The organism is Rhodococcus sp. NPDC060086, assembly GCF_042730275.1.
GTDB lineage: Bacteria > Actinomycetota > Actinomycetes > Mycobacteriales > Mycobacteriaceae > Rhodococcus.
On sequence record NZ_JBHWWZ010000013.1, the window covers coordinates 22,604 to 37,867 of the forward strand.

Here is a 15,264-nt window from a genome sequence, read left to right on the forward strand (position 1 = left end):
GTCGCAGTGTCGTTTTCGTCCGGGTCGTCGGCTTCGTCGCCGCGCCCCGGCGGCACAAAGGTAATCGAGACCGGCGAAGCGATCAGCGCCGGGCGTACACCCAGCGGGACTAAACTGGAGAAACCGCTGAACGAGGCACGCCGATGATCGAAAAGGATCCGTTCGTCACCCGGGCTGCACCGGTCCTCACCGCCAACGAGGCCGACACCGTTCGGGCACTGGTCGCTGCCGGATTCACCGATCCGGAGGAGATCGGGCGAGGCGGTTTCGGCGTGGTCTACCGCTGCCGCCAGGAGTCGCTCGACCGGACCGTAGCGGTGAAGGTTCTCAGCACCACCCTCGACCCCGACAACCTCGATCGGTTCCTGCGCGAGCAGCGCGCGATGGGCCGGTTGTCGGGCCATCCGCACATCGTCACCGTGCTGCAGGCAGGCACCGGCGACACAGGGCTGCCCTACCTGGTCATGCACTACCACCCGCACGACTCGCTCGAGGCACGCATCCGCCGGCACGGTCCACTGGAATGGCGGGAGGTCATCCGCATCGGAATCAAGGTCGCGGGTGCGCTCGAAACCGCCCACCGGAACGACGTACTGCACCGCGACGTGAAGCCCGGCAACATTCTCATCACCGAGTACGGCGAACCGCAGCTCACCGATTTCGGTATCGCACGCGTCGGTGGAGGGTTTCGTACCTCGTCCGGTGCCGTCACCGGGTCGCCTGCCTTCACGGCCCCCGAGATCCTGCACGGCAACACCCCCACCGCTGCCGCCGACGTGTACGGGCTCGCGGCCACTCTGTTCTGCACGGTCACCGGCCACGCCGCCTACGAGCGCCGCGAGGGCGAGAAGGTGGTCGCGCAGTTCTTGCGGATCACCTCCGAACCCGTTCCGGACCTGCGCGGTGACGGAATTCCGGACGGCGTGGCCGACCTACTCGAACGCGGCATGTCGACCGATCCGGGTGCGCGTCCGAGCACCGCCCTGGAATTCGGTGAAGAGCTACGGCAGATCGAGCGTCGCAGCGGTATGGCCGTCGACGACATGGCACTGCCCGAGGGCATGCCCTCCGGGCCGACACGCAAGGCCCTGCCGTCGGTCACCACGGGGCGACTGCCCTCCACTTTCATCTCGCCGCCCACCGCTCCCTCCACACGATTCCGGCCACCGGCCCCCAGCCGGCCACTCATCGACCGCACCCGGCTCATCGACCTCTTGCGTGCAGGTGAGCGGCGCCGGCTCACCGCAATTCACGCGCCCACCGGATTCGGCAAGTCCACCCTCGCCGCCCAATGGCGCGATGTACTCGCCGGCGACGGCGTCCCGGTCGCGTGGCTGGCCGTCGACAGCGACGACAACAACGTCCTGTGGTTCCTGACCCATCTGGTCGAAGCGATCAAGCAAGTGCGTCCACATCTGAGCCGTCAGCTCGCGCAGATCCTCGAATCCCACGGCGACGAGGCCGAACGATACGTACTGAGCACCTTGATCGACGATCTTCACAGCAACAAGGTCCAGACCACCTTGATGATCGACGATTGGCATCGGGTCACCTCCCCCGAGACGATCGCCGCGCTGGACTTCCTGCTCGAGCGCGGGTGCCACCACCTGCAGATCGTCGTCACCAGCCGCACTCAGGCCGGACTGCCGTTGAGCCGCATGAGGATGCGCGACGAACTCGTCGAACTCGATTCGAGCGTCCTGCGATTCGACACGGACGAGTCCGATTCCTTTCTGCGCGAAGTGGGCGGACTGCACCTCGACCGCGAGGACGTCCAGGACCTCAACCGCTCCACCGAGGGGTGGGCCGCGGCGCTGCAGCTCGCGTCGTTGTCGTTGCGCGACAGCGATGATCCGACGGGGATGATCGAGAACATCACCGGACGTCACCACGCTATCGGTGAATTCCTCGCCGACAACGTCCTTTCCACACTCGAACCCGAGATCTACGACTTTCTGCTGTCCACGTCGATCACCGAATCCGTCAGTGGCAGTCTTGCGTCGGCCCTCACCGACAACCCTCGGGGACAGGCGATGCTCGAGGAGGTCGAGCAGCGAGACCTGTTCCTGCGGCACGTCGACGACGAACGCATCTGGTTCCGCTATCACCACATGTTCCTCGACTGCCTGCGGCGGCATCTCGAACGAGACCGGCCGGAACGGATCCCGGAATTGCATCTGATCGCGGCGAAGTGGTTCGCGCGTCACCACATGTTGCGCGAGGCGGTCGATCACGCACTGACCGCCGACGACACGCAGTTCGCGGTGGACCTGGTCGCCATCGACGGGATGTATCTGATGGAACACGGCCGCATGACGACATTGCTCGCGCTCATCGAGAAGCTTCCGCACCGCGCAGTGTCGGATGATCCGCGCCTTCAACTGTCGTGTTCGTGGGCCAGCGGGGCGCTACAGCGGGGCGCCAAGGCCAGGGCCGCACTCGAAGCCGCCCGTGACGCACTCGAGCGGAGCGCACTTCCCGAGGAAGAAATCGAAGCGCTTCGTATCGAGATGGACGTGGCCGAAGCGGCAATCCTCATGAACGCAGACCATCCTGCCGACATCGACCGACTCATCCGGCCGTGCCTGGATCGCGCCGACACCCTTCGGCCATGGGTGGTGGCCGCTGCCGCTGTTTTCGCGACCTACACCTCCATATTTCGCTTCGATTTCGTCGAGGCGCAGCGATGGCAGCAGTGGGCCGAACCGTATCACCGGGGCACCCAGGGACCGTTCGCGGGAATCTACGGGCACTGCCTCTCCGGGATCGCCGCCTCCGAACTGCTCGATGTGGCCTTCGCAGAGAAGCACTTTCGTACGGCGCTGCGCACCGCACGCCGCAGCGACGGCGTGCACTCCCACGGCGGCCGGCTCGCCGCCGCGATGCTCGGGGAACTGCTCTACGAGCAGGGCCGGCTCGCCGAGGCCGAAGCACTCTTCGACGAAAGCACCAAGCTCGGGATCGAAGGCGGCATCGCGGATTTCATGATTGCACGGTTCGCCACTGCCGCGCGATTGAAGGTCGCGCGCGGTGATCACGACGCCGCTGTCGCATTGCTCGACGAGGGCTTGCGTGCGGCCGCCACTCACGATCTCCGGCGCCTACGCGCCCGCGTCGACAACGAGCGCGTCCGGCTGGGCCTGTCCACCACACCGCGCGACGCCCGGGACATGCCGGCGACGGACGATCCCGACCCCGACGGTGTAGCCGAGGTGACCGCACAGGTCGAGGACGCCACAGCGATCCGTCTGCTGTACAGCAGCGGCGACCCCGATTCCGTGGCCCACGCCGTCGAATGGGCCGAGTTGTGGCACCGGCGCACCGCCGTCAACGGACGGCGACGCGCTCACCTGCAGGCGACCCGCCTGCTCACCTCGTGCCTGCACGCTGCGGGACGATTCGAAGACGCCGAACACATCCTCGCGCCTGCCGTCGAGATCTGCGGCGACCGCGGCATGCTCCGGTACCTCGTCGATGGTGGAACGCACGTCGTCGCCGTGCTCATCGCACTCCGCGACAGGTTGCGTGAGGATCGATGGCCGAGGGAATGGCCCGTCGTCGACGCAGCGTTCCTCGACGAGATGTTGCGACTCACCGAAACCGGAGAAACCAGCACCGCGCTCTGAGTACGGCACACTTCGAGCATGGCGAACCTCCCCGGAGACGTGCGTACACGGTTGTGGCACGACGGTGTGCTCGTCGCGGAGGACTTCCCCCTCGACGATGTCTCGGAGCATCTCTCGGACGAGCGGGCATTGTTGTGGGTGGACCTGCTCGACCCCGGACACGACCAGCTGAGCGCTCTCGCAGCCGAGCTCGAGTTCGAACGCCACGCGGTCGAGGACGCAGTGGCGCGGGGCGAACGTACCAAGGCCACCCGCTATCCCGGCCACACGTTCCTCACGGTGTACGCGACCCATCTGGAGCAGGATCGCGGCTCGGTCGACGACATCGAGTCGCGCCTGCGCACCACCCGCGTGTCGGCGTTCGTACTGCCGCGCGGAATCGTGACGGTGCGCCGCGGAGGACAGTTCGACATCGACGAGGTCGTCGACCGGTGGGACGAGCACACCGACCTCATGCGATTCGGCACCGGCGCCCTCCTGCACGGCTTGCTCGACGTGATCGTGGACGGACAGTTCGACACCGTCCAGTCATTGGACGACGCGATCGAGAGCATCGAGGACGGACTCTTCGGCGACACACCGATGAGCCGCGCGACCCAGCACCGCATCTATCGTCTCCGGAAGGAACTCGTCCAGCTCAGGCGCGTCGTACTTCCGATGCGCGAGGTGGTGAACGCGGTGATGCGGCACCGCGCCGAGACCGGTAACCATGCCGAACTCGACAGTTGGTACACCGATCTCTACGACCACGTCATCCGGGCGACGGAGTGGACCGAATCGTTGCGAGACATGGTGACCACACTGTTCGAGACCAACCTGTCGCTGCAGGATGCACGACTGAACACGGTCATGAAGAAGCTCACCGGTTGGGCCGCGATCATCGCGGTCCCCACTGCGGTCACCGGGTGGTACGGCATGAACGTGCCCTACCCGGGCTTCGATCAGCCGTGGGGTGTGCTCGTCAGCGCCTGCGTCATCGCAGGGTCGGCGGGGCTGTTGTATCTGCTGTTCAAGCGACGCGACTGGCTCTGACCTCGCGTATTCACACGAATACGAGGATCAACACGATGACCAGCACAACGGCGATGACCGCTGCGAGCACCGAGATCACGGACGTACGACGCCTCCCTGCGCCGCTGCGCACCAACTCAGGATCTGCGTCCGGTGCGTCACCGATGGGGTCTCCGTCGTTCGAATGAGACATGGCACCTCCCGAATCATCGAGCATTGACGCCGGTGTACTCAGGCAGTCTTGCACGTGTGGGTCGTTGCGGTGCGGACGTTTGCGCGCCGATCCGGTGGGTACCCGTAAAGAGCACGAGTATTGCATCGTCACGAGGAGGATCGATGGCCGACTTCATCGACAAGGCCAAGCACAAGGTGGAAGAAGCCACCGGCAAGGCCAAGGAAAAGACCGGCAAGGCTACAGATGACCGCGACCTCGAAGCCGAAGGCAAGAGCGACCGCGCCTCGAGCGGCTTGAAGCAGGCCGGGGACAAGGTCTCCGACGCTGTGGACGACGTGAAGGACGCGTTCAAGAAATAGCCGCCGAAGTCGTGAAACGAACGAGGGTCGGTATACGGAGAATCCGTACACCGACCCTCGTTCTGTGCGTCTATTCCGACGCTCCCTCGGTGCTGTCGAAGAAGTGCCACGTCCCGTCGTTCTCGTGCTGCGCCTCCATGCGCCATCCGAGTTCGGAGTTGTCCGCCCGAACGTCGACGAACCACGCGTGCGCGTCGTCGGCGCTCTCGATGTCCTTGGTGTCCACTACATCCCCGCTGGGGTCGATCACTCTGTACGTTGCCATGTGGTGGGGCTTCCCGGAAGCGACGATGATCAAACGTCAAGGGGGCCCGGTCAGCTGTCGCCCAGTTTCCCGGACAACATCTCGACACGTCTCAGGCTGGCGCCGTCCAGGCCGACGATCTGCGCGGTCTTCCCCTTCTCGGAGTACTTGTGCAGCACCGAATCGAAGGTCGCAACGGTCGACGCATCCCACACCTCCGCGTCGGTGAGATCGATGACGACATGTTCGGGGTCACCGGCGTAATCGAACTGGTAGACAAGGTCGTTGCTCGATGCCCAGAACAGTTCGCCCGACACCGTATAGGTGCGCACGCCGTCGGCGTCGTCGGTGGCGTGCACCCGTGTCATGTGCGCGACCCGGCGTGCGAACGCGACCATCGCGGTGAGCACACCCGCAACGACACCGATCGCGAGGTTGTCGGTGGCCAGCGTTCCGATCACGGTCACCAGCATGACGAGCGTTTCGCTGATCGGCATGAGCTTCAAGGTGCGCGGGGTGATGCTGCGCCAGTCGAAGGTGGTCACGGCGATCACGATCATCACAGCGACCAACGCCGCCATCGGGATCGCGCCCACGACATCGCCCACCGTCACGCACAACACGAGCAGGAATACACCTGCGAGGAACGTCGAGATGCGGGTCCGGGCCCGTCCTTCCTTGACGTTGATCATGGTTTGGCCGATCATCGCGCAGCCACCCATCCCGCCGAACAGAGCCGCGGCACCGTTCGCGACGCCCTGTCCCCACGCTTCACGGGTCTTGTCGGAATGGGTGTCGGTGAGGTCGTCGACGAGCTTGGCCGTCATCAGCGACTCCATCAACCCCACGAGCGCCAGACCCACCGCGTAGGGCGCGATGATCCCCAGCGTCTCGACCGTGAACGGCACGTCGGGGATCATCCAGGTCGGGAAGCCACCGGGAAGCTCACCCTGGTCGGCCACATCGGGAACATCCACACCGAACAGCACGACGACGCCGGTCAGTACGACGATCGCGATCAGTGCGGCAGGCACCGCCGTGGTGAGCTTCGGGATGAACACCACCATCGCGATACCGAAGGCGACCAACGGATAGACCAGCCACGGGACGTCGAACAGATGCCCGAGCTGCGCACTGAAGATGAGGATGGCCAGCGCGTTGACGAACCCGATCATCACCGAGCGCGGAATGAACCGCATCAACCGCGCCACACCGGTCACCGCCAGCACGATCTGCAGCGCGCCGGCCAACCACACGGCGGCGATCAGATAGTCGAGCCCGTGCGAGGCCACCAACGGCGCGATGACCAGGGCCGTCGCACCCGCAGCAGCCGACACCATCGCCGGACGCCCACCCACGAATGCGATGGTGATGGCCATGATGCAGGAGGTGTACAGCGCCACCTTCGGGTCGACGCCGGCGATCACCGCGAACGAGACGACCTCGGGAATCAGGGCAAGCGCGGTAACCAACCCGGCGAGGATTTCGGTGGTCAACCTCCGCGGCGATCGGAGAGTTGCGAGGACGGTATGCACCGATGAAGTCTAGGCACGCGCGTCGTGGCATCGCGCGTCACGGCAGTGCACAGTGTAGAGTTGGACCATCGACCGGTTCGCTACATCCGGACATCTTCCCCGATACGAACCTCGATGATCCCTCCCGAGCTGCACGTTGCTGATTTTGCGCACCCACGTGCTCCTCGGCGATACCCAGATTTTCACGCAGTACCGAAAGGACTCATATGAGCCAGTACACCGAAGACACGGGCCCGCTGTTCCTGCAGCCGGTCAACCCGCACCAGACCGAACCCGAAGTGGTGGAGGCGGAGCACCAGTCTTCACCCGAGCCGTTCGACTACAAGTCGATCTTCTCGTCGCGCGGAGCTTGAACCACCTATCTCCCCGCGAATTCGGCGAGCGCCTCCGAAACCGGTTCGAGGCGCCCGTCGTTGCGCTCGCCGGCTGCAGTGAGCACGTCGATGTGGTTGTAGCCCGGCAGCACGATCAGTACGTTGTCCGGATGTTCTGATTCCGGCAGCGAGATACCGCCGCTGCCCTGCAGCGTGAGGATCGGATGTCGCGCGACCCCGTCCCTGTGGATGTGATGCGTGGCAAACGACGCGGCCGACAACAGTGCCAGATCCGACGGCAGCCGAGTCGGGAAGTACCACTCGGTGAAATCGAGTGGAGGTTCCGACAGATTGCGCGCCAGTTCGTTGATCGACGAGACCTCGCTCGCCGGAGTCGTATAGCGCGACTCGTCCGGAAGCGATTCCGCTGTTCCGACCTCGTCGTAGTCGAGCCACCTGTAGAGCACCTCCGGTCGGCCGTACACCGACGGTGACGCTTTCGGTGCGTCGCCGAACAATCCCGAACCCAGTACCTCGGGTGTGCTCGGGACGGGAAACAGCTTGTCCTGCACGGGGGCTCCCGTGATGAAACCGATGCTGGCCTGCAAGAACCCGAACGGCTGCGAATTGTCGTCGAGGATCGCTCCGAGAACCGCCTCGTTGGTGGCATTCAGCGTGCGTACATCCGGATCCCCGGTCGCGAACATCGCGGCGTCCTTTGCGAACAGAGCCCGCAACGTCCAGTCGACGTTGGGGTTGCCCGGCAACCGCTCGACGAGATCGTTGACGCCCTCCGGGTCGAGACGCGCCGCGAGACCTGCCAGCGCGAGCATGTTCGTCGTCTCCGGGTTGATCACTGCCGGAAGTGCCAGTACCGGCATGGCCCCGGTAATCGCTCCCGTCGCTGCGTCGAGCGGAGCTTTCACGATGTCGGGAATCTGCGGGAACGATCCACCCACCGGTGCGGGAGACTTCGCGACGATCGCGGTGTCGAGTGCGAAATATCCCGAGCACTGGTTGAATCCGGCGTCATCGAGGGTGTGCGCGTTACCGTCGAAATCCCATTCGGCGAAGAACCCGGTGATGGAGCCGCCCAAAGAGTGCCCGCCACACAAGACCTTCTCCCTGCGGAGTTGCGGGTCGGGAAGCTCGTGTCGTAGAACGTCGTACTGGTCGCGCAGGGTCTGTTCGAGTCCGACGTGTGCAAGCCACGCGACGTCGTCGCCCGCGGCGTACCCCGCGAAGCGTGACCCATCGATCTCGGCGTCGTGGAAGTAGTAGTCGGTGGCAGTGTCGAAGTCGCCGGTCGCGAGTGCCGCCTGAATGCCGGTGTGGTCTTCGAGGCAGTTCGAGCGCCTGTCGAGCGCCCAGAACTCGACGTGTGCGCCCCGTGCCGCGGCCGCGACGACGGTATTGCGTGCGACGCTTTCGAATGCGCCTGCACCCTCGAAGATTCCGGGCTGGGCAACGAAAATGCGGTCGGCTTCCGAGGATTCACCTGGCCCGTCGGCCGATCGCCAGCGCAGGTAGGACAGGCGATCGCACCGTTCCGGTCGCGGACCGACGTACCCCGGCAGGGGCGCGGGGATCGTGACCACCGAGCCGATCACCTCGCCGGCGAGCGGCGCGGTAGAGGTGTAGGTCGTCTCGGTTCTGTCGGCAGGATTCGCGGATGCGTGTTGCGCGACGACGACGCTCCCGGCGAGTGCTGTTGCTATCGCCAGCGCGACCCGTATCGCAGTGCTCCCCATCCCATCCCCCAGTGCTTCTGCCCGGTCCCCACGTCAGGATTCAGCAACAGTAGCGGAGACGCAGCGACGAAACACGGTCCGCGGACAGAAACAATAGTTCGGGGAGGCCGTTTCTGTCCGCTGGTGTTGTAGTTGTGCGGCACGGTTGTCCAGGACCACACGCTCTGCAACATTCCGTAGACATCGCGTACGGCGCTGTGCCAAGATCATCGCCACAAAAGAAAAGGTGCCCGCCGCGAGCTTGGACCCTCGCGACGGGCGTCGTCCGACTTAACCCAAGGAGTCGAACGTGGCACAGCATACCCATGCCCCATTACAGGGCGGAATCAGACGCGGCCCGCGCCTGGCCGACAATTTCACTGTCCTCTCCAACACCGTCATCAACGACGGCCAGCTGAGTTTTCGCGCCAGGGGCCTGCTCATCATGTTGCTGAGCAAGCCTGCCGATTGGCACATCCGCTCCGAATCGATCGCGCGCCACTCCCCCAAGGAAGGCCGCGACGCCATCCGCACAGCCATGCGCGAACTCGCCGAAGTCGGGTATCTCGTGGTGGAGAAGTTCCAGGACGAGCGTGGCCGGTGGATCACGATCCAGACGATCTACGAGGAACCGCGCGGGGAAACCCCTGTTCCGCCGAGGCCTGGGAAACCGCCCGCCGGGCCCGCCGACATCGGAAAGCCCGCCCCTCTTACAAGTACTCGGAAAACAAGGACTGAAACGAACAACGACGTCGTGGCGTCGTCGACTCGTCCTGGAACAGACGACGACCGCGCTCTCGTCGCCCTCGAAGCCGCCACTGTCTCGGCGGGCCTGATGGCCTCGTTCGCCAGGATCAAGCCGTCGCAACGATGCGAAATCCTCGCACTGGCGGCGCTACACGGCGTCGACGCTCTCGCATCGGCCGCGAAATCTGCTCATCGACCGGCGAATCCGACGATGCACGTGCACGGCTGGCTGCGCCTCTGGCGCGCACTGCCCGCACCCCGGATGCCGTTGCCTCCCAGGTGCGGGCGGTGCGACGAATACGGCTGGCTCGACGACGACGACCACGGACGCGCCGTCCGGTGCGGTTGTCGCGTGCCGGTTGCCGCCTGACTCACGCCACGCTGACGACACCACCGCACGACGTGGTCGGGATGCTCCACAACGGAATGCTGTTGACGGCGCTCACCGTGAACTCGACATCACCGGGACCCGAGTTCAAATCGAACGTCACAACGTCTCCGCCCGGATACGCGACGGTCGCGGTGTCGTAGAGCGTGCCACCATCACCGGTGTCGCGGTTGCGCCACTCGAACTTCACGTCGGTCTGATACCCGCCGGCGAAGAACCACAAGCTCGACACGTCGGGCATCTGGAGCTGGATCCTGCCCGGCTCGGTCTGCCAGCCGAACAAGCGGCCCGGTGCGTACGGCTGGTCGAGGATGTACGGGCTCACGCCCCAGCACCGATCCATCGGTACCTCGACCGTTTCGGCAGCGGCCGTTCCGGTTCCCACTGCGAGTCCTGTGAGCATCCCGGCGGCGACGATCGTGGCGGTGCCGGCGCGGCGAAGGGCTCGTAAAGACATGCTTACACCTTTCTTATCGGAGGCAGTCCGGCCAGTGCACCATGAATACGAGCGCTTTTGGTGGTTTCCCGCGGAGACGCAGCGATGAAACACGGTCCGCGGACAGTGAGGTTCTTCGAGCCGCTCGGAAACCTTCCTCCGTCTCCACGGGTTTCCTCACCTCGACGACCCGAGGAAACCCGTGCAATGGGAGGAAGGTTTCCGCGTACCGGGTAGTTGCGGGTGCGAAGAGAGCAACTTGTGTAACACATGACACACCTGAGGCGACCATCCAGCGAGGAACCGTGCCAAAACGGACAACCCCCGCCCACGAGGAAGCCTAGAGATGCGTCTGACCGCAGGATCCATGACTCGACGAATCGGCACCGCCATCATCATCGCCGCGACCGCTGCACTCACTGCCGCAACCCCCGCGGCAGCCGACACCATCGTCTACCCCGCCACACTCGACGACGCATTCTTCAGCACCCCGGCCGACATCGCCGATCGGCAGCCCGGCGACGTACTCGCCGTACGCGCCGTACCGCCCCCGCTCGGGTTCCCCGGCACCGATGCGGTGCAGCTCAAATTCCGTTCGACGAATTCCCACGGTGAGCCCATCTCCGCTGTGACGACAGTACTGTCGCCACACGGCGCTGCGCCGGGCCGACCGCTCCTCTCCTATCAGGCCATCATCAACGCCCTCGGTCTCGAGTGCGCTCCGTCCACCGCGCTGTATGCCGCGAATCCGCTGCGGGGAATCCGCGAAGCTCCCGGACTGATCCTGGCGATTCAACGTGGGTGGTCACTCGCCATACCCGATCACCTCGGACCGAACAGCGCGTACGGCGCAGCGAAGGTCGGCGCGCAGATCACCCTCGACGGAATCCGCGCCGTGCAACGGCACTCTCCACTCCAGCTCGCCGACAGTCCCGTCGGGCTCGCGGGTTACTCCGGTGGTGGCATGACCACCGCGATGGCAGCGGTGCTGGCCCCGATGTACGCGCCGGAGCTCGACCTCGTCGGCAGCGCCTACGGCGGGGCGCCCATGGACATCGGCGAGATGGCCAAGGGACTCGGCGAATCCGCCCACCCGGCTTTCGGGCTTGCGATGGCAGCCGCGCTCGGACTCGAACGCGAGTATCCGGACCGGATGCCGATCACTGCGCAACTCAACGAGCCCGGACAAGCGCTGCGCGACCGAATCGCCAACGCATGCACCAATGAGATCCTGGCCTCCGGCGCAGGTCTGAGTATCGCCGACGTCGCCGATCCTGAGGTCGGCATGTCGCTGCTGGAAAGTCCGTCCGTGCGAGAAGTGCTGATCGAGAACAGCGTCGAACAGGTCGCGACAGTGCCGAATGCTCCGGTATACGAGTGGCATTCCCCGACGGATGTTCTGATTCCCTTGGACTCGATCACCACCACTCTGCGGAGGTACTGCGACGCCGGGGTACCGGTTCTGTCCGAACTCGTGCCGAGTCCCGACCACATCACCGCCGCAGTGATCGGACTTCCGGGCGCCTTGGACTTCTTCGACGGCCGATTCGCGGGCGACGAGCCCACGTCGAACTGCTGAGGAGCCGGCGGAGCGTCCGACACACGCTCGCTGAGCGAGGGTTCAAGTGAACCCTCGCCTTGATCTCGGTCTTCAGCACCTTTCCGACCCTCGATCGAGGAAGATCCGGCCACACCTCGATCTGCTCGGGTGCCTTGACCGATCCGATGCGTTCCTTCACGAAGGCGGTGAGTTCACCCGGATCGATGTGCTCGCCCGAGTGCGGTGCGGAACGATGCCGGCGATATCGACGACGTGTCTGCGACGGCAGCCTCGAACCAATTGCGAGACAAGGCCTTGACACTCCTACCCGACCTCGTTTCCGCACGCCGAAAGAGACGGGCGTACCGGTCCCACTGCCGTCGCGGTCGACGGTGCGATCGACAGGGCTCACCGCGCCTCCTGGAAGGGAGCGGCGATGCCTGCCACCGAGCGCGCTTCCAGTCTGAGTGCGGCCCGCCACAAGGGCGCCAACTGAACTACCTCAGGCCCTACGACGAACGCCTGCAGACGGCAGGAAGTTCCGCTATTGTCCTATTCAACTAATGTTGTAGTGAAAGTAGCGACTGCGATGGTCCCCTTTCGGATCGACCGCCACTCCGGCATCCCGACATATGTGCAGTTGGTGCTGCAAACCAAGCAGGCACTGCGACTCGGGGAGTTACGCGAAGGTGATCGACTCCCCACCGCGAGAGAGGTGGTCGGAGCATTGGCCATCAACCCCAATACCGTCCTCAAGGCGTACCGGGAACTCGAACGGGACGGCTTGGTCGAGGCACGTCCCGGCGTAGGGACCTTCGTGATCCGCTCGCTGGCGAAACCCGGCATGGCCGAAAAAACCGCACTACACCGGGAATTGGCACGGTGGGTCAGGCACGCCCGCGATGCGGGGCTGGACCGAGCCGACCTCGAAGCCCTCATGAACAGCGCGCTGGCCATCGAGTACGGCCCCGACCCGGAAGGAACCTGATGACGGGCACTGCCGACGCTTCCCGCATTGCCCTGTCCATGCAGGACGTACACATTCGTTTCGGGAAGACACACGCGCTGAGTGGCTGCTCCTTCGAGGTGCTGCGAGGCAGTATCACTGCGCTTGTCGGACGCAATGGGGCGGGCAAGTCGACGTTGATGTCCGTGCTTGTGGGCTTATTGACGCCCGACAGCGGATCCGTGTCGATACTCGGCCGATCCCCCGGGCAGTCAGGAATCTGCCCGGGATTGTCGTATCTCGCGCAACACACACCGCTGTACCGCACGTTCACCGTCGCGGACATGCTGCGCTTCGGCCGGCATACCAATGCCCAGTGGGATCAGGCCTATGCCGACCGCTTGGTGTCGGAAGCCGATCTGCCTATGGCCGCGAAGGTCAAAACGCTGTCCCCGGGACAACGAACACGGGTGGCGCTCGCGTTGGCCCTCGGACGCCGACCCGAAGTTGTTCTGCTGGACGAACCGCTCGCCGATCTCGATCCGGTGGCACGCCGCGCTGTTGCGCAGACAGTCATGCGGGACGCGGCCGAATACGGCACCACCGTGGTGTTGTCCTCACACATCCTCGCCGAGTTGACCGATGTGGCCGATCACCTACTCCTGCTCGATCAGGGGCGAATTCAATTGTCCGGCAGCCTGGACGATCTCCTCGACGAGCATTATCTGCTCACCGGTTCCGGTGAACAAGAGCCGATCATCGGGCAAGGATCGGTCATCGAGTCCCGGCTCGGCACCCGGAACAACACCTACCTCGTCCACGGGCCGCGCCCACACAGTTGCGGTGAGTGGCAACTCGAGCAACCCGGAATCGACGAGATCGTGCTCGCACATTTGACCGCACCGAAGGAGACGCGAGCATGATCTGGGTGACATGGCGGCATCATCGAAGCACCATCATCGCTGCGCTGGGTTCGATTCTGGTTCTGATGCTGGTAGGGCTGATCGCCGGCCGGATCGTGACGAACGATCCCGGTGCACGTGCTTTCGGCACCTTCTTCGGATGCTTCCGCTCCACCCAGGCCGTTTGCCAGGCCGAATCCGCCCTCACCACCGTCACCATGATCGCCGTGGCGCTGCCGGTGTTGTTCGGGCTTCTGGTCGGGGTCACCGTGTTCTCCCGCGATATCGAACGCGGCACTCACGTGTTGGGCTTGTCCCAATCCGTCAGCCGGGCACGATGGTTCTGGATGCGGATACTGGTGGTGTTCGTGCCCATCAGCGCCGCGATGACGGTGCTCGGATTCGTCCTCGAATGGACCCGCTCCAGTGGCGACGGGCAAAATGGCGCCTTCATCTCCGGGGCCGGTTTCGACCCGTCACGCTTGACCTTCCCGCTGTTCCAATCTTCCGGGATAGTTCTGGGCGCGTTTACATTTGCTGCGCTGATCGTAGGAACGACGGCAGCACTGATCGTGCGCAATACCCTCGGCGCGATGGTGATCACGCTCATCGGGACCGTGTCGGTGATGGTCGGATTGCAGTTGGCGGCGCGTCCGCATTACGCGCCGCCCAGTATCGATGTCCGGCCGCTCAGCGGTGCGGCGCCGTACGTCTCCTACGGCGACGCAGACTTCTGGTTCAATTCGTGGACGATCGGATCGGACTACGTGGACGAGAGCGGCAACATCGTCGAGATCGACTATGACGAATGCACTCGAATGTCGTACAACGACAATTTCGACCAACGTCCGGAAGAGACGTACGCCGAGTACACCGCCCGCGCCGATCTACTGTACGAACAGCACCAGCAGAATTATTCGGCCTGCTTGCGCGCTCAGGGAGCCGACCATTTCGAGGTGCGGTACCACCCCGACAGCAGATTCCGGCAATTTCAGCTGACCGAAGCTGCACTCGTTCTCCTTCTCGCCGCAGTCCTACTCGTTCCCGCGCGGTGGGGACTGCGCCGATTACGGCCTTGACTCGGTGGAACGTCGAGGACGCTTCGCCGGTCTTTCAAGAATGCCGACACCGAAGGGGTCCGGAACCGTGAACATGTACGAGCTTTCGGACCACCGACTATCCAAAGCCCTCACTCACGTTCAGTACCAGCTCTGACCTGCGGCTACATGGTGCCCCCAGTCGGACTCGAACCGACACTGTGCGGATTTTAAGTCCGCTGCCTCTGCCAATTGGGCTATAGGGGCCAACTGG

General features: G+C 64.4%; 14 protein-coding genes and 1 tRNA gene. 9 read left to right on the forward strand and 6 right to left on the reverse strand.

Annotated elements, in window-relative coordinates; all coding sequences use genetic code 11:
• Nucleotides 1-143 precede the first annotated feature (143 nt).
• Nucleotides 144-3,626 (forward strand): protein kinase, encoded by a 3,483-nt coding sequence (locus ACFWB0_RS10460; RefSeq protein ID WP_378490377.1) that lies wholly within the window; start codon nt 144-146, stop codon nt 3,624-3,626.
• 18 nt (nt 3,627-3,644) lie between these two features.
• Nucleotides 3,645-4,658: a magnesium transporter CorA family protein gene (locus ACFWB0_RS10465; RefSeq protein WP_378490378.1), complete on the forward strand. Its 1,014-nt coding sequence runs from the start codon at nt 3,645-3,647 to the stop codon at nt 4,656-4,658.
• 10 nt (nt 4,659-4,668) lie between these two features.
• On the opposite strand, the gene ACFWB0_RS10470 is transcribed toward ACFWB0_RS10465, so the two are convergent.
• Nucleotides 4,669-4,830, reverse strand: a complete 162-nt coding sequence (locus ACFWB0_RS10470) for a hypothetical protein (protein WP_378490379.1) — start codon at nt 4,828-4,830, stop codon at nt 4,669-4,671.
• A gap of 143 nt (nt 4,831-4,973) precedes the next feature.
• On the opposite strand from ACFWB0_RS10470, the gene ACFWB0_RS10475 reads away from it, so the two are divergent.
• On the forward strand, nt 4,974-5,171 hold the full coding sequence (locus ACFWB0_RS10475) for a CsbD family protein (RefSeq protein ID WP_378490380.1): 198 nt from the start codon (nt 4,974-4,976) through the stop codon (nt 5,169-5,171).
• 70 nt (nt 5,172-5,241) lie between these two features.
• On the opposite strand, the gene ACFWB0_RS10480 is transcribed toward ACFWB0_RS10475, so the two are convergent.
• Entirely contained in the window at nt 5,242-5,436 is a 195-nt protein-coding gene (locus ACFWB0_RS10480) for a hypothetical protein (protein WP_378490381.1), read from the reverse strand.
• Between the two features lie 50 nt (nt 5,437-5,486).
• Nucleotides 5,487-6,950 carry a SulP family inorganic anion transporter gene (locus ACFWB0_RS10485; protein WP_378490382.1) on the reverse strand — a complete coding sequence of 488 codons (1,464 nt, stop codon included), beginning with the start codon at nt 6,948-6,950 and terminating at the stop codon, nt 5,487-5,489.
• 206 nt (nt 6,951-7,156) lie between these two features.
• Here ACFWB0_RS10485 and ACFWB0_RS10490 point away from each other — a divergent pair, with 206 nt between their 5' ends.
• Nucleotides 7,157-7,303, forward strand: coding sequence for a hypothetical protein (locus ACFWB0_RS10490; RefSeq protein WP_378490383.1), 147 nt, complete (start codon nt 7,157-7,159; stop codon nt 7,301-7,303).
• A 5-nt stretch (nt 7,304-7,308) separates the two neighbouring features.
• On the opposite strand, the gene ACFWB0_RS10495 is transcribed toward ACFWB0_RS10490, so the two are convergent.
• The gene (locus ACFWB0_RS10495) at nt 7,309-9,015 is read right to left on the reverse strand and encodes a hypothetical protein (RefSeq protein ID WP_378490384.1); all 1,707 of its coding nucleotides are present in this window, start codon (nt 9,013-9,015) and stop codon (nt 7,309-7,311) included.
• Between the two features lie 289 nt (nt 9,016-9,304).
• Here ACFWB0_RS10495 and ACFWB0_RS10500 point away from each other — a divergent pair, with 289 nt between their 5' ends.
• Entirely contained in the window at nt 9,305-10,111 is an 807-nt protein-coding gene (locus ACFWB0_RS10500) for a replication protein (RefSeq protein WP_378490385.1), read from the forward strand.
• Nucleotide 10,112: 1 nt separating this feature from the next.
• Here the strand turns inward: ACFWB0_RS10500 and ACFWB0_RS10505 are convergent, their stop codons facing one another.
• Complete coding sequence (locus tag ACFWB0_RS10505; RefSeq protein WP_378490386.1) at nt 10,113-10,586, reverse strand: hypothetical protein; 474 nt, start codon at nt 10,584-10,586, stop codon at nt 10,113-10,115.
• Nucleotides 10,587-10,932: 346 nt separating this feature from the next.
• On the opposite strand from ACFWB0_RS10505, the gene ACFWB0_RS10510 reads away from it, so the two are divergent.
• From ACFWB0_RS10510 to ACFWB0_RS10525, 4 genes are all read left to right on the forward strand, one after another.
• On the forward strand, nt 10,933-12,144 hold the full coding sequence (locus ACFWB0_RS10510; protein ID WP_378490387.1) for a lipase family protein: 1,212 nt from the start codon (nt 10,933-10,935) through the stop codon (nt 12,142-12,144).
• A 550-nt stretch (nt 12,145-12,694) separates the two neighbouring features.
• Nucleotides 12,695-13,093: a GntR family transcriptional regulator gene (locus ACFWB0_RS10515; protein ID WP_378490388.1), complete on the forward strand. Its 399-nt coding sequence runs from the start codon at nt 12,695-12,697 to the stop codon at nt 13,091-13,093.
• Nucleotides 13,093-13,974: an ABC transporter ATP-binding protein gene (locus ACFWB0_RS10520; protein WP_378490389.1), complete on the forward strand. Its 882-nt coding sequence runs from the start codon at nt 13,093-13,095 to the stop codon at nt 13,972-13,974. The genes ACFWB0_RS10515 and ACFWB0_RS10520 overlap by 1 nt, the downstream gene beginning before the upstream one ends.
• Nucleotides 13,971-15,032 (forward strand): ABC transporter permease, encoded by a 1,062-nt coding sequence (locus ACFWB0_RS10525; RefSeq protein ID WP_378490390.1) that lies wholly within the window; start codon nt 13,971-13,973, stop codon nt 15,030-15,032. The genes ACFWB0_RS10520 and ACFWB0_RS10525 overlap by 4 nt, the downstream gene beginning before the upstream one ends.
• 148 nt (nt 15,033-15,180) lie before the next feature.
• Here the strand turns inward: ACFWB0_RS10525 and ACFWB0_RS10530 are convergent.
• Nucleotides 15,181-15,257, reverse strand: a tRNA-Leu gene (locus ACFWB0_RS10530).
• Nucleotides 15,258-15,264 lie beyond the last annotated feature (7 nt).

Excerpts from the sequence above, each read along its gene's own strand:
- ACFWB0_RS10470 (WP_378490379.1), bottom strand. The coding sequence starts at position 4,830 with ATGTCTCATTCGAACGACGGAGACCCCATCGGTGACGCACCGGACGCA.
- ACFWB0_RS10510 (WP_378490387.1), top strand. The coding sequence starts at position 10,933 with ATGACTCGACGAATCGGCACCGCCATCATCATCGCCGCGACCGCTGCA.
- ACFWB0_RS10525 (WP_378490390.1), top strand. The coding sequence starts at position 13,971 with ATGATCTGGGTGACATGGCGGCATCATCGAAGCACCATCATCGCTGCG.
- ACFWB0_RS10490 (WP_378490383.1), top strand. The coding sequence starts at position 7,157 with ATGAGCCAGTACACCGAAGACACGGGCCCGCTGTTCCTGCAGCCGGTC.
- ACFWB0_RS10505 (WP_378490386.1), bottom strand. The coding sequence starts at position 10,586 with ATGTCTTTACGAGCCCTTCGCCGCGCCGGCACCGCCACGATCGTCGCC.
- ACFWB0_RS10475 (WP_378490380.1), top strand. The coding sequence starts at position 4,974 with ATGGCCGACTTCATCGACAAGGCCAAGCACAAGGTGGAAGAAGCCACC.
- ACFWB0_RS10460 (WP_378490377.1), top strand. The coding sequence starts at position 144 with ATGATCGAAAAGGATCCGTTCGTCACCCGGGCTGCACCGGTCCTCACC.
- ACFWB0_RS10465 (WP_378490378.1), top strand. The coding sequence starts at position 3,645 with ATGGCGAACCTCCCCGGAGACGTGCGTACACGGTTGTGGCACGACGGT.
- ACFWB0_RS10520 (WP_378490389.1), top strand. The coding sequence starts at position 13,093 with ATGACGGGCACTGCCGACGCTTCCCGCATTGCCCTGTCCATGCAGGAC.
- ACFWB0_RS10480 (WP_378490381.1), bottom strand. The coding sequence starts at position 5,436 with ATGGCAACGTACAGAGTGATCGACCCCAGCGGGGATGTAGTGGACACC.
- ACFWB0_RS10495 (WP_378490384.1), bottom strand. The coding sequence starts at position 9,015 with ATGGGGAGCACTGCGATACGGGTCGCGCTGGCGATAGCAACAGCACTC.
- ACFWB0_RS10515 (WP_378490388.1), top strand. The coding sequence starts at position 12,695 with ATGGTCCCCTTTCGGATCGACCGCCACTCCGGCATCCCGACATATGTG.